Source organism: Thermanaerothrix sp., assembly GCF_056331585.1.
In genome coordinates this window covers 81,871-95,898 of record NZ_JBWGPQ010000007.1, presented here as the reverse complement: position 1 = coordinate 95,898, position 14,028 = coordinate 81,871, and the positions used below count along the sequence as shown (strand labels likewise).

Here is a 14,028-nt window from a genome sequence, read left to right as displayed (position 1 = left end):
ACCCATCACCCTCCCGCCCATAACACTGCCCGATTGCGCATATTGAGAATTGCTGCCCCCGCCCGTATGTCCTTGACATTCCAGTAACTGGAAGGTGTATACTGATCCCATGGGAAAGGAGGTTCTCTATGCGTATTCAAGCCCTAGCCCAACAAACAGGGGTGCCGGCCCGGACCATTCGTTTTTATGAGACCATTGGTCTCCTACCCCCTCCACAACGCCAGCCCAATGGTTATCGCGATTACACCCTGGAAGATGTTGAGCGGCTGCGCCTGGTAGCTGGTGCCCGCCGCCTGGGTCTCGCATTAGAGGATATCCGCCAAATATTAGCCCTGCGCGATCGCCATGAGGCCCCTTGCCGTACCCTGCTTATTATGCTGGAGCACAAAGCCGAAGAAATCGCCCACCTGATCCGTGACTTACAACACCTTGAGCAGGAATTGCGCGCCTTGCATGCCTTAGGCATCACCTTGTCGCTAAATGACATCGAGGGCAAAGACTGTATCTGCCATCTTATTAGCGCGCAACCCGATCCGACTTTTACCATTCCAAACGAGGAGCCAGAATGAACGAGCCTTTTGTTTATAAAATTGAACTGGACGTTCGGGGGATGTCGTGTGAAGCGTGTGAACGGCATGTGCAGCACGCCTTGCAATCTGTGACGGGGGTACAAAGTGTCGTGGTGCCAGGCTGGCAATCCGGGCAGGCAGATGTGATAGCCACATCAGAAACTAACCTAGATGAACTAATCACTGCAGTGGCGCGCGCAGGCTATACCGCCACCGTGCGAGCCGTGAATTCCCTTTCGCCACAGTCTGCCAGTTCATTGCCTGACGCATTAAACCCCGATTTTGACCTGATCATTGTTGGCGGTGGCTCGGCTGGCTTCGCGGCCGCCATCCGCGCCAGTGAGTTGGGGGCATCGGTGGCTATCATAAATGCCGGCCCAATTGGGGGGACCTGCGTTAATGTGGGCTGCGTGCCCTCTAAAACCCTGATCCGCGCTGTGGGGACCTATTACCAGGCAGGACGCCATCCCTTTCAGGGCATCCAGACCGTCGCCGGTAACCTGAATTGGGCGCAAGTCATCGCTCAGAAAGAGGCACTCGTCGCAGAATTGCGCCAGCGTAAGTATGTCGATGTCCTCAAAGCCTATCCCCAGATTAAGTTGATCGAGGGACAGGCGCGCCTGGGCCCTCAGCACGAGGTTTACGTGGACGGAAAATCGCTCCGCTACCGAAAACTCATCCTTGCGACTGGCGCTTCCCCCTGGATTCCGCCCCTCCCCGGCCTAGCCAATACCCCCTACCTAACCAGTACCACCGCGCTCAGCCTCCGCGAATTACCGCGCTCCTTAATCGTTCTGGGTGCCAATGCAGTGGGTTTGGAACTGGCACAGATGTTTGCCCGCGCCGGCACCTATGTGACCGTGTTAGAAGTTATGCCTTCCATAGCACCTTTTGAGGATGAGGATATCCGCCGCACCCTGGCAGAATACATGGTAGAAGAAGGACTCACGCTGATCGCTGATTTTCACGCCTCGGAAGTCACCTATCAGAATGGTCGCTTCACGCTAAAAGGACAGCAAGGTGGACGGGTTGCATCCTTTTCTGCGGAACAATTGCTGGTGGCAACCGGGCGCCGCCCCAATACAGCCGGGCTAGAATTGGAAACCGTGGGGATAAAACCGGGCGAACGAGGTGAAATTCCCGTCAATGCTTTGCTTCAAACAGCGCATCCGGACATCTTTGCGGCCGGGGACGTGATCGGGCGGGACATGTTCGTTTATGTAGCTGCCTATGCCGGGAGTCTGGCAGCCGAGAATGCGCTTACCGGTGCGGGACGTGTATATGATACTACCACCATCCCTCGCGTCACCTTCACCGATCCTCAAATCGCCTCCGTTGGCATGACCGAGGCGCAAGCCCGCCAGGCGGGATTAGATATCCAAACTACACTATTGCCAATGCAGGATGTGCCGCGTGCTTTCGTAGCCCGGGATCCACGCGGTCTAATCAAACTCATCATGGACAAATCCACCGGTAAACTGGTAGGTGCCCATATCTTGGCGCCGGAAGCAGGTGAAATGATCCAGGTGGCTGTGTTGGCACTTCGTTTTGGAATTTCGGTCCAAGCCCTGCAAGAGACCCTCTTCCCTTACCTTACTAACGTAGAAGGGATTCGCTTGGCTCTGCTCTCCTTCTCCAAAGACGTGAAGCTGTTGAGTTGCTGTGCGGGTTAATGCTGGCGGCGTTGCTTGCGGGCCGGAAGAGATGAGCCTGTCCCGAGAAATGATAGGCTTATTAGCCCGCTTCGATGGCATAGTCATACGTAATTTCGGCCACGCCGCGCACCGTAGCCGCCACCGAGCAGTACTTCTCTTCTGAGAGTCGAATCGCCTGTTCAACCGCTTCGGCAGTCAGCCCATCCCCCTGCAGCGCATAGTGGATATGAATGCGGCGAAAGGTCCACGGAGGATCGTTATCCTGCTCCCCCCGGACCGTGATCCGCAAGGCCTGCAAATCCAGGCGTTTCTTGCGCAAGATCTCCACGACATCTACCGCTGTGCATGCCGCCAACGCGACAAGAAGTAACTCCGAGGGCTTCATCCCCACCCCTTCATCCGGGGTTGAGAGCACCACGCTGTGCTGGGTCGAATCCACCCCCACAAAGCGCTTGCCGCCGATCCATTCAACCATTGCCGTTGCCACGTTTACTTCTCCCAGGTCAAAAAGCATTAGACGGCTCTAGTTTAATAGCAAACAGTTATTATGGCGAGCCAGCGCAAAAATTTTAAGACCTGGCTCCTCCAATCAGATATAACGCACGGCGCGCCATTCCCTCCACCGAGAGCCCTTCCCAATCCGCGCGCGCTGCAGCCAGGTCGTCTGCGCTCAACACGCTGAGATCCAAGTGCTGGCGTAACACCTCGGCGCGGCGGCGAATCTCGTAAACCGCCTGAGGATGGCTCTGCACCTGTTCGAGCAGGACCAGCGCCAGTGCTACTTTCCCCTGGCGCTCCCATATTCCGGCCAGGTTGGTCAGAATCTCCAACAGCAGGGGCCAGGCCTGGCTCTCCAGGGCAACAACCAGCCCGTGCCCAAAAGCATCAATGGCCGCTTCCAGTTCTCCCAATCCCAGCGCTACCTTACCCAGCGAATCGAGCACCGCCGCGCGCAGGGCGGCCGCCCCCACCCGCTGCGCCATCTCCAAACTCTCGTTGAGTAGCGCACGGGCTTGCACATAGTCCCCATTCTCTAAGGCTACATTGGCCAGGTTGTTCAACGCTCGCGCGATCTGTCCCTCATAATGCAGGGTACGCCCCACATCCAACGCTTGGCGGAAGTAATGGGCAGCCAGGGAGTTTTCCCCGCGCTGGTAGGCCACCACTCCCAGGTGATTGATACCTTCGCATACTGCGCGCAGGTCGCCGATGCGCCGGAAAAAATGCAATGCTTGTTGCAACCTTTCTTGGGCTTCATCCAGCCGTCCTACCGCGCGCAGGGTATTGGCCAGGCTGTCCAGCGCAGTGGCGTAGGCTTGGGTTTCCGCTTCCATTTGGAGCAATTCCAAGGTTCTCTCCAGCATCTTTAGGCTCTCCGGATAGTCCCCCAAATGATAGGCAAACTCGCCTCGCCGCACCAGCACCCGTCCCAAGAAGCGCTGCACCTCACTTTCGTTAGCGGTATCCACTTCCGTCAGGGCTTGGAGTGTCTCATTCAACCAATGCGCTGCCTCCATAAAGCGCCCCCGCGTGCCCAGCATACTGCTAAGCGTATCCAGCGCTGGCAGAAGCAAATCAAAACGCTGGTGACCCAATGCCCATCCCCAGGCATGGCGCAGGTTGGGATAATCTTGCTCCAGCATCCGAAGCACCCGGGCTTGATCGGCCCCATACAGGGCATGGCCAATCTGGGCTACCTGCGACAGCATCCACTCTGCATGGCGACGGCGGGCCTCTTCGGCCAGTGTAGGGAAGGCACGCAGGCGCTCCTCGGCGTACTGATGCAACAAGGGATGGGCACGATACCACCCTTCAGTTTCTAAGTTGAGGTAAGCCTTGCTCACCAATCCATCCAAGAAGAAGATCGAAGCATCCGCAACCGCCCTTGCCGCCTCGGCGGTAAAACCTCCGCGAAAAACACTCAAGCGCAGTAAAACGCGCTGTTCTTCAGTGGAAAAGAGATTCCAAAATCCATCCAAGACATTCTGTAAGCGTTGCTCGCCCGCACGATCCGTCCCGCCTTGCTCCATCCAGGGTGGACGTTGGCGGATGAGATGAGCAGCCTCGGCCAGACCCAACGAAGCAGCCCAGGAAGCCACAATCTGAATTGCAAGGGGTAATCCCCCGCTCATCTGACAGAGTTCAACCACGTGCTGGTGATTATCCACAGCTATGCCAAAAGCAGGCTGCAATTGCTGCGCTCGCTGTAGGAACAACTGCACGGCTGGATAGGCCTCCAATCCCTCAATGGCCGACGAAGGAGGGCAGGCTAATCCTCGCAGTGGAAAGAGCCATTCCGCCGGTAGATACAACGCATCACGACTGGTTGCCAGAAGATAGACCCGCGGTGCCCTATTCAAGCATTGCCAAAAGAAGGTGCGTAGTTCAGGATGCTGTTCCACATCTTCCAACAAGAGCAATGTGTGACGCGTACGCAGGTGCTCAAGCAACTGATCCCAGGGAGAAATGGAGGATGTTTGAAACGTCAGGCCTAGCACCTCGCCCAAACCGATGGCCACCTCATCCAGGGAACGATCTCCTGTTACCGAATAGTGAAAGACCCCATCCGGAAAATCTTCCAGGTGTTCCCAAGCCACCTGCATTGCCAGACGGGATTTGCCCACTCCACCTGGGCCGAGCACGACCACCAGGCGACGCTGGAACAGTTGCCGTTCTAACGCCCATATCTCCTCTTCACGTCCCACCAGGGGCGGCCAAAGCAGCGGTTCGGGCAGGTTATGGGACGAACGCACCGGGCGTAATTGCGCCGGATTGAACGTCGGCCAGGCGGATGACATTTGGAATCGCCACCCCTCTGCGGTGGGTAGCAGCACCTGATGTGCCATCAATCCCTCAATCAGGTCTTCCAGCGCCCCGGGCAAGCCACCGCTCGCCGCATGTAGCCAGGCTAGAATTGCCGCTGGGGGTTCCATCTGCAACATCTGGCGTACCCACAAGCGCGTGCCGTATTCCGAAAGCGGTTGCAACTGGATCACACGAAACAGCGGTGCGCGGAAATCGCCGGCCATGGCCGATGTGGTGTAAGCAATCCCAAGCGGCCAGGGGGTAGCCTCACTCAGCAACGTTCGGACTGCCTGCAGTGAAGCCGCATCCATCCAGGCCGGGTTGTCCAGGGTGACTAGCAGCCCACGTGCATTCTGCCGGGCCACTTCACGAAAGAGAGCGGCAAAAAATGGCGTTAATCCCTGGGTGGGAAGCACCTCTAACGGCCAGGCGCGAGCCGCCTCATTGAGCACCCCCAAGTAGCGGCGCGAACGGGCTGGGTTACCGCTCAACGCCAGCACGGCCAATCCGCGTAAACGCGCCAGGCGCTGCACTTCTTCCAGAAAGCGCGTTTTACCACCCCGAGGGGGCGCCTCAATGCGCAGGACCCCATGATGATGCACCTCTAAATCGTTGAGCCATGAGCGCAGAGCATCCAGTGCCGCCTCGCGCTCGATCAGTCGTGGTGGCATTAAAGGGTGGCGGTGCCATTCTGCCGGTGGGTTATTCGGCCCCACCACGTGCCCCTTACCACTGCGTTTAGCCTGATAGTGGCGGCGGTCGGCCACTTCGAGCAGTGTTTCCACATCCATCCCATCTTGCGGAAACAACGCTACGCCCAGGCTCAGGCGCAGACGCAAGGGAGGGTCACCATCAAAGTCTTGTTCCTGAATGGCGGTGACCAGGGCTTCCCCCAGCGCCACCGCCGCGTCGGAATCCACAGCCGGTAGGATGATTAAGAACTCGTCCCCGCCATAGCGCACAACTTGGCCCCGATCACCCACAAAAGCACGCAGATACGACCCCAATTCGGCCAGAATGACATCGCCGCGCGCATGGCCGAAAGCATCATTGATGGATTTAAAATCATCCAGGTCCAGAAAAAATAACGTCAGTGGTTGCTCACACGATTGTGCCTGAGCCAGCGCCGCTTGCAACAACGGCATCAGCGCACCGCGGGAATAAACGCCGGTTAATGTATCCAGGGGAAAACTCACTCCACACCTGTACTTTCTACATATCCCCGTCTTTATGTGCGCTTAATTCGTACGTCATGATGAGAAGAACTCTTTTTCCATCGGCAGGTGGCGGGTAAGGACGATGAAAACCCTTTAAAACGTATAACCCCCTCTATGGGGGTAAGATCTCGTTCTAGCGCGCTAGCGTGATTGCCATTTGGTAATATTCCAGCGGCAAATCGCGCTTGCGGGCAGCTACCTCAGCCAGATCCACTGCCACAACCTCGCGACCGCTCAACCCCACCATCACACCAAAACGTCCCTGGTGCAGGAATTCCACCGCCTTGGTACCTAAGCGCGAGGCCAGCAGGCGATCGAAGGCACTGGGCTTGCCCCCACGCTGAATGTGCCCCAGAATGGTCACACGCATGGTGAAGCCCACCTCCATCTCATCAATCTGGCTGGCCAGTTGGGTCACCGAAGGACGGGCGCCCTCCGCTGCCACGATGATAGCATGGGTCTTGCCACGGCGGTAGGCGTCTTGAATCGCCTGGGCAACCGCTTCCACCGAGGTCTCGATTTCAGGGATGAGCACCAGTTCTGCGCCGCTAATAATGCCGGCTTGTAACGCTAAGTAACCCGATTCGTGCCCCATGGTCTCAACCAGGAAGGCGCGGTTATGCGATGAAGCCGTATCGCGCAACTTATCAATGGCATCCACGATCGTGTTGAGCGCCGTATCTACACCGATGCAGATATCGGTACCGTAGATGTCGTTATCAATGCTGGCCGGTACACCCACTACCGGCACCCCGCGTTGGTGCAAAGCCAAAGCGCCCCGCTGACTGCCCCCGCCTCCGATGACCACCAGGGCATCCACACCGGCAGCGTTCAATTGGCGCAGGGCTTCCTGTTGAGCTGCGGGTTCCAGAAAGGTTTTACTGCGCGCCGTTTGCAAAATGGTACCGCCACGTTGCAGGATACCCCCCACATCGCGCGCACCCAAGGGTATAAGGTTCCCGCGAATCAGGCCATCAAACCCTCCCATCACCCCCAAAACCTTCATCTCATAATGTAAAGCTGTGCGCACCACAGCGCGAATGCAGGGGTTCATCCCCGGAGCATCACCACCAGCGGTCATCACGGCAAGGGTGCGAATCTTTGGCAGGGCATCCATGTCATCTCCCTGAGTCAGTGCAACGGTTTTCTGGATTGTACTCGACACCGCCCTGCGCGGGAAGGGGCGAAAGATTTTAGGCCACCCGTTTGGGATTGAGGTTAGCCAGCGTGGACTAGGGTGCCACGAATCTCACCCAACAGCGAGAGGCGCAAGGCATCTGGATCCCACAGGTTGAGTACCAAGATGGGTAGTTTATTCTCCATGCACAGGCTGATCGCGGTGCTATCCATCACCTCCAAGCGGCGGTTAAGGGTTTCGATGTAAGTCAGGCGGTCGAATTTAATGGCATTGGGGTTGCGTTTGGGATCGCTATCGTAAACGCCATCCACCTTAGTGGCTTTGATCAGCACATCGGCGTTGATCTCCATCGCGCGCAGAGCAGCGGCGGTATCGGTGGAGAAGTAGGGGTTGCCGGTGCCGCCACCAAAGATGACCACACGCCCTTTTTCCAGGTGGCGGATGGCGCGGCGGCGAATATACGGTTCGGCCACGGCGTGCATTTCGATTGCCGATTGCACCCGTACCACCACGCCCAAGCGTTCCAGAGCATCCATTAGCGCCAGTGCGTTCATGACGGTGGCAAGCATGCCCATATAATCGGCAGTGGCGCGGTCCATCCCAGCCTCCAGCCCAACCTTCCCGCGCCACAGATTGCCAGCGCCGATAACAATGGCCACGTCCACCCCCATCTCGCGCACCTCGCGAATGCGTTGAGCAATATCATCGGCGGCTTTGGGATCAATGCCATATTCTTGTGGTCCGGCCAACGCCTCCCCACTCAGTTTGAGCAGAATACGGCGGTACTTCAATCCTTCCATTGCGCAGACACCTCCAGTCAAAAAAGAGGCCAACCGTAACGGTTGGCCTCCGAGATGGCATTACGCCTCTTCGGTTGTTTCGCCCAGCGCCCAGCGTACGAAGCGCCTAATGACAATATTTTCACCCAAGGCGACGCGCACATCGTTGAGCAGATCTTGAATGGTCAGGCTCTCATCACGAATGTAGCGCTGGCGCAAGAGCACCGTCTCATCCTTGAATTTATTCAGGGCCCCCTCGACAATGCGGGGGATAATGTGCTCGGGCTTGCCCTCTTCGCGCGCCTTGGCCGCGGCGATTTGTGCCTCGTGGTCAAGCACCTCTTGCGGAATATCCTCCTCGCGGATGTAAAGCGGAGCGCTGGCGGCGATTTGAAGGGCCAATTCGTGGGCAAAGTGGCGGAATTTCTCGCTCTTGCCGACGAAATCGGTCTCGCAGTTGACCTCGACCATCACGCCCACGCGCCCATTGCCATGGGAATACAGTTCAATGACGCCCTCAGACGCCTTGCGGTCGGCGCGCTTGGCGGCGGAAGCCAACCCCTTCTCGCGCAGAATATCCACCGCTTTTTTAAAGTCGCCTTCAGCCTGCTCCAGGGCCTTGCGGCAGTCTAAAATGCCGGCATTGGTCGCCTCGCGCAGTTGCTTGATCATGTCCGTAGTAATGGTTGCCATACGATCTAATCCTCTCACCCAAAGATTTGCAAATAACGATGTATGATCGGCTCAGGCTTCTTCTTCGTCCTCAGCCTCGATCTCTTCAATGTCTTCGATTTCTTCCTCTTCTTCGTCCTCAATCGCCTTGCGCGCAGGGCGGCCGCTCAGTTTCGCCAGTGTCGCATCACCGAGTAAATCCTCATCGCCGATTTCTTCTTCATCCAGCATGGTGTAGCGAACGGCGGTAGATGCAACCGCAAAGGTAGGCTCGACCTCCTCTTCCACCGCTTCCTCTTTGCGCAGGGCCTTGCCTTCAAGCACGGCATCGGCAATTTTGCCTACCAGCAGTTTGATAGCGCGGATAGCGTCATCATTAGAAGGAATGACATAGTCCACCCCGGTGGGGTCGCAGTTAGTGTCCACCAAGGCAATCACCGGAATGTTCTTGAGATTGGCCTCGTGCACAGCGGTGGCTTCACGGCACACATCCACCACGAAAAGTAAGTCGGGTAAGCGCTTCATGGTGCGCAGACCACTGAGGCGGGTCTGTAGGCGGACGATCTCGCGCTCGATCAGCAGGCGTTCTTTCTTGGTGCGAGCCTGGAGTTCGCCGCTATCGCGCATTTTTTCCAACCGATCCAATTCCAGGATACGCTGATAGATGGTAATCCAATTGGTCAGGGTGCCGGGTAGCCAGCGCTCGACCACATAGGGCATGCCGCAGCGCTGAGCTTCCTCGCGGATAGTATCCTGAGCCTGGCGTTTGGTGCCCACAAAAAGCACCGTTCCACCCTTGGATACCGTATCCACGACCACCTTGTAGGCCTCATTGAGGGCTTTGACAGTTTGTTGCAGATCAATGATGTGGATTCCGTTACGCTCGGTGAAAATGTAGGGGCGCATCGCCGGATGCCATTTATTGGTGCGGTGGCCAAAATGCACCCCGCTTTCGAGAAGAGCCTTCATGGAAATGACATTAGCCATTACAAAAACTCCTTTCGGTTTGGCGTTATTCCTCCGCGGCTTCCTCCCATTCCCTCACCCCAACCGGGGCACGCCAGGATTGGTCTGACCGCGTGAGAGATGATAGGCTATCCTGAGCGGATAGCCGTCCAAGTATAACATAAATTTTTGAGAATCGTCCAGTTTCGCGCGGCCTGGGGGATGGCTAAATTTGCGAATCTCAAAAAAGAAGCCGTGATTGAGCGCCTTAAATCTCACTTAATTGCTCACTTATTTGCTGCCAAATTGGGACGAAAAACATCGCAACAACCAGCGCCACATAAGCCAGAGTCGTGGTTGAAAATTCCCTTTCCCTAAACCGCAAGTGTACCCTGATACACTATTTTAATCTTGCGTACCCTTCGTAAATTCACATGTCCATGTCTTACCTGCTGCCCCTGACCTCCTCCGCAGCCTTAGACCTGAACCTGAGCGGCGGTAAAGGGACAAACCTGGCACGCCTTATCCAAGCCGGATTGCCCGTGCCAGATGGCGTGGTGTTGAACACCGCGGCTTACCGCGAATTTGTGCGCGCCAACCACCTCGAAGCTGTGCTTGCCCTGGCCTGGCAGGCCGACCCGAACGTTCCCCTTGCCGACCTAGAAGCTCTCTCCGTGACCATTCGTCAGGCCTTCCATGCCGCGCCGATCCCAACCGAAATTGCCGCCGCCATCCAGGGGTGGTATCGGCAGGCCGGGCGACCTTCGCTGGCGGTGCGCTCCTCGGCGACTACCGAAGACTTACCCGGCCTCTCGTTTGCCGGTCAGCAGGACACCTTTCTCAATGTGCAAGGTGAAGATGCCCTGCTCCAAGCCGTGGTACGCTGTTGGAGTAGTTTGTGGACGGCGCGTGCCATTGGCTACCGCTTATACCATCGCGTCCCCCAGCACGACCTGGCACTAGCGGTTATTCTACAGGTGATGGTGCCCAGTCAGGTGGCGGGAGTCATGTTTACCGCCAATCCCCTGACCGGAAAGCGCAACGAGGTCGTGATCAATGCGGCTTTTGGCCTGGGCGAGGCGTTGGTTTCGGGGCGGGTGGAGCCCGATGAGTATGTGGTGGATACTCGTGCTCAGCGCATCCTCAAGAAATCATTGGGGCGCAAAGTCCCCTTCGCGGCAGTAGGGAGGCTCACGCCGCCTGAGGCAACACCCCCAGTCCAAGCATTGAGCGATGAAGCCATTCTGACCCTGGCACAACTGGGCCAGCGCATTGAAGCTCTGTACCACTTCCCTCAAGATATCGAGTGGGCCTGGGTAGATGGACTTTTTTATATCCTCCAGTCTCGTCCGATCACCGCGTTATACCCTTTGCCGGATGGACTACCTGAACAACCGCTGCACGTGCTCTTCTCCATGGGCGCCGTGCAGGGGATGTTAGACCCTATCACACCCCTGGGGCGAGAAATCATCTTGCACTTGTTCGTCGCCGGAGGACGGCTCTTGGGTTACCACCTTACCCCAACCACCCAGCGCGCTGTGTGGGTCGCGGGTGAACGCCTATGGGTTAATCTGACCCCCCTGCTGCATACGCGGGTCGGGCGGCGCTTTGTACCCCTGATGCTGGGCCTAATTGAACCTTCGACCCAGCAGGCGGTGCAGGACTTGCTGGATGACCCACAGATCGGGTGGGATACCCCTGTGCGCCTCAGCACCCGCCTGCGCCTGCTGCGTTTCGGCCTGCCGCTATTGGGTAATGTGTTCCTAAACCTTCTGACCCCAGATCATCGCCGAGAAGCGCTCATCGCGCGCTTTGAAGACTTCCTTAACACCTTGGAAACCGACTTGCAGCGTCTTCCGACGGACCCGCGGGCTAAGCTGGAGGCTCTGAGCGATGCCATTTCCCATTTATTCCACGCTTTGCCGGGCAAGGTGCGCTTGCTCATCGCCATCGTCGCCACCGGGATCGGGAGCTTGAACCTGCTGCGCTTGCTGGCGGCCCAAATCCCCGCCGGCACGCAGGGACGATCACGGCAGGAATGGGATGCGTTGGTGCTGGAATTGACACGTTCCCTGCCCTATAACCCGACCACAGCCATGGATCTGGCGTTATGGGCGATGGCCCAAGCGCTGAGGCAAAACCCCCTTGCCCGGGAGGAACTCACTACCCTTGCCCCGGTAGCCCTGGCTGCGGCGTATCGGGCCGGCCACTTGGCCGCGGAGACGCAACAGCAGGTAAGCCAATTTTTAGCCCGCTACGGCCGCCGCGGCTTGGCCGAGTTTGACCTCGGACGCCCGCGGTGGAACGAAGACCCCTCTCCGATCTTCGCCATTCTCCAAACGTATTTGAACTGGAATGAGCAGCAACCCATCCCCGATCAGGTCACTGCCCAGGGCGAAGCCCGCGCTCACCACGCCCTGACGCTCCTTGAAGCCGGCATCCGCCCTAGGCCGCTGGGATGGCTCAAGGTTCACCTGGTGCGTTTCTTCGGCCGCCGCGTGCGGGGACTCTTGGGGTTGCGCGAATACCCCAAATTTTTCCTGGTGCGTGTGATGGGTGCGATCCGCGAGGTCTTGCTCGCCGCTGGCCGCGAGCTGTGTGCCCAGGGGGTGTTGAGCCAACCGGATGACCTAGTTTTCCTGACCTTGGACGAACTGCGCGCTTTTGCCCGCGACCCCGGCAGTGCCGTTTGGCACGAGCGCATTGCTCAGCGGCGGCAGGTCTATGAACGCGAAATGCGACGGCGTCAGGTGCCACGCCTGTTACTCAGTGATGGGCGCGCGTTTTACGCTGGAATAAGCGTAAAAGAAGAAAGCGAGACCACATTGTGGGGTAGCCCAGTCTCACCAGGCATCGCCGAGGGGCGGGTACGCATTGTCTTTGACCCGCGCCAAGCCGATCTCCAACCGGACGAGATCCTCGTCTGCCCCGGCACCGATCCTTCCTGGACGCCGCTTTTCCTCTCTGCCGCCGGATTGATCATGGAGGTGGGTGGAATGATGACGCACGGCGCGGTGGTAGCGCGGGAATATGGCCTGCCGGCGGTCGTCGGCGTGGATCGCGCCACCCAGCGCCTGCATAATGGGCAGCGCATACGCCTGGACGGCGCCACCGGGCGGATTGACCTGCTGCTGGATGAAGCCTCTACCCAGCCCCTCCCTCGGCATTGTCCTGAGCGTGACCGGCCACCGGCTTTAGCGCATGACCTGGAGGGAGCGGAACATCGCATCGAGAGAGGCTAAGGTCGGCGTGAACGAGGTGGCTGGCTGGCGTTCCAGGTAAGCCATCACCGCGGCATAATACCCCATCCAATCTGCATTAGGATCGTTGAGGTCAGGCACGCCCACATCTGCCGCCGGCAAGCCGGGGTGGCTGAGGGGCATGGTGGCCACAATATACCAGGCACCATCTGCGCTGAGCCCCTGAAACTCATAAAGCAGGTCGCTGTTCTCGATGGGGGTGACATTCTGCGCGTAATAGGTGATTACCCGAAGGCCGCTCCCACCGCTGAAATCCAGGCGTTGCACATCGGTGGCGATAACCCGCGCCGCCATGCTCGCAAATACGGGATGCGGCAGGTCTTCGGGCTGGTTGAGCACAAACGGTTGGTTTAGCAGTACTCCTAACGTCTGGATCGCGCGGTCGGCATCGGGGTTCATTTGCATATAGTCGCGCGCCGGGTAAACCCAAATCCAGGGTTCATGAGCATGCTCGATAAGGGGATAATCCCACAAGCGTGCTCGCCAGTGGGCTGGAGCCACCTCCCAAGGGCCAAACGCCTCGGTTTCGTCAACAGCGGGCACGGCTTCTACATCCACCTGGAGGGCTAACTCTGCCGGCACATTGAGGCGCAGTGGTCCCAGGGTCACGGCTTGCCATGAGGAAGGCGGGAGCGGGGTCTCCAACGGACGCGTGGGAACCAGTGAGGCCGTTGTTTCAGGAGGGTAGGTCGCTTGCAATTGGGCGACCTGGGTCTGCAGGGCAGCTAGTGTGCCGTGCAGGTTGGAGGGCGAGGCAGACGATGGGGTTGGCGCAGTCGTCTCCAGGCTCAGACGCGGCAACAGGCCGCACGCCAGGCTGAGCAACGCCCATAGCAACAGACCGAAACCAAACATGCGGAATGAGGTAGGCATATGACATTACCTCCGTGCCGTTGTGAAAATATAGGGGAAGGGTCATCAATAATCCGATAATTAAAATCACCTTACAGAGAATAAAGTTGCGGTATCCCCACGCCCCGTGTTATCT

General features: G+C 58.0%; 10 protein-coding genes. 3 read left to right on the top strand and 7 right to left on the bottom strand.

All coding sequences use genetic code 11. The features are described from left to right. Window positions 1-128 precede the first annotated feature (128 nt). Window positions 129-569, top strand: a complete 441-nt coding sequence (locus AC01YT_RS04580; RefSeq protein WP_424912241.1) for a heavy metal-responsive transcriptional regulator — start codon at window positions 129-131, stop codon at window positions 567-569. Continuing rightward, complete coding sequence (merA, locus tag AC01YT_RS04575; protein ID WP_476673114.1) at window positions 566-2,242, top strand: mercury(II) reductase; 1,677 nt, start codon at window positions 566-568, stop codon at window positions 2,240-2,242. Before AC01YT_RS04580 ends, merA begins: the two co-directional genes overlap by 4 nt. Before the next feature lie 61 nt (window positions 2,243-2,303). Here the strand turns inward: merA and AC01YT_RS04570 are convergent, their stop codons facing one another. The 6 genes from AC01YT_RS04570 to rpsB form a co-directional block, all read right to left on the bottom strand. Then, on the bottom strand, window positions 2,304-2,711 hold the full coding sequence (locus tag AC01YT_RS04570; RefSeq protein WP_424912863.1) for an OsmC family protein: 408 nt from the start codon (window positions 2,709-2,711) through the stop codon (window positions 2,304-2,306). An 82-nt stretch (window positions 2,712-2,793) separates the two neighbouring features. Next, window positions 2,794-6,225: a diguanylate cyclase gene (locus AC01YT_RS04565; RefSeq protein ID WP_476673113.1), complete on the bottom strand. Its 3,432-nt coding sequence runs from the start codon at window positions 6,223-6,225 to the stop codon at window positions 2,794-2,796. Window positions 6,226-6,379: 154 nt separating this feature from the next. Then, complete coding sequence (gene pfkA, locus AC01YT_RS04560; protein WP_476673111.1) at window positions 6,380-7,363, bottom strand: 6-phosphofructokinase; 984 nt, start codon at window positions 7,361-7,363, stop codon at window positions 6,380-6,382. Between the two features lie 101 nt (window positions 7,364-7,464). After that, a complete protein-coding gene (gene pyrH / locus AC01YT_RS04555; RefSeq protein WP_315624753.1) occupies window positions 7,465-8,184 on the bottom strand; it encodes a UMP kinase in 720 nt (239 codons plus the stop codon). 60 nt (window positions 8,185-8,244) lie between these two features. Beyond that, window positions 8,245-8,856 carry a translation elongation factor Ts gene (gene tsf / locus AC01YT_RS04550; RefSeq protein ID WP_476673109.1) on the bottom strand — a complete coding sequence of 204 codons (612 nt, stop codon included), beginning with the start codon at window positions 8,854-8,856 and terminating at the stop codon, window positions 8,245-8,247. Window positions 8,857-8,907: 51 nt separating this feature from the next. Next, window positions 8,908-9,822, bottom strand: coding sequence for a 30S ribosomal protein S2 (rpsB, locus tag AC01YT_RS04545; RefSeq protein ID WP_476673107.1), 915 nt, complete (start codon window positions 9,820-9,822; stop codon window positions 8,908-8,910). A gap of 392 nt (window positions 9,823-10,214) precedes the next feature. Here rpsB and AC01YT_RS04540 point away from each other — a divergent pair, with 392 nt between their 5' ends. Beyond that, window positions 10,215-13,022, top strand: coding sequence for a PEP/pyruvate-binding domain-containing protein (locus AC01YT_RS04540; protein ID WP_476673105.1), 2,808 nt, complete (start codon window positions 10,215-10,217; stop codon window positions 13,020-13,022). Here AC01YT_RS04540 and AC01YT_RS04535 read toward each other — a convergent pair. After that, entirely contained in the window at window positions 12,975-13,913 is a 939-nt protein-coding gene (locus AC01YT_RS04535) for a hypothetical protein (RefSeq protein ID WP_476673103.1), read from the bottom strand. The genes AC01YT_RS04540 and AC01YT_RS04535 overlap by 48 nt on opposite strands. Window positions 13,914-14,028: the final 115 nt, after the last annotated feature.

What these genes read in the sequence shown, in the direction of transcription:
- AC01YT_RS04580 (WP_424912241.1), top strand. Translation starts at nt 129, where the DNA reads ATGCGTATTCAAGCCCTAGCCCAACAAACAGGGGTGCCGGCCCGGACC.
- merA (WP_476673114.1), top strand. Translation starts at nt 566, where the DNA reads ATGAACGAGCCTTTTGTTTATAAAATTGAACTGGACGTTCGGGGGATG.
- pfkA (WP_476673111.1), bottom strand. Translation starts at nt 7,363, where the DNA reads ATGGATGCCCTGCCAAAGATTCGCACCCTTGCCGTGATGACCGCTGGT.
- pyrH (WP_315624753.1), bottom strand. Translation starts at nt 8,184, where the DNA reads ATGGAAGGATTGAAGTACCGCCGTATTCTGCTCAAACTGAGTGGGGAG.
- tsf (WP_476673109.1), bottom strand. Translation starts at nt 8,856, where the DNA reads ATGGCAACCATTACTACGGACATGATCAAGCAACTGCGCGAGGCGACC.
- rpsB (WP_476673107.1), bottom strand. Translation starts at nt 9,822, where the DNA reads ATGGCTAATGTCATTTCCATGAAGGCTCTTCTCGAAAGCGGGGTGCAT.
- AC01YT_RS04540 (WP_476673105.1), top strand. Translation starts at nt 10,215, where the DNA reads ATGTCCATGTCTTACCTGCTGCCCCTGACCTCCTCCGCAGCCTTAGAC.
- AC01YT_RS04535 (WP_476673103.1), bottom strand. Translation starts at nt 13,913, where the DNA reads ATGCCTACCTCATTCCGCATGTTTGGTTTCGGTCTGTTGCTATGGGCG.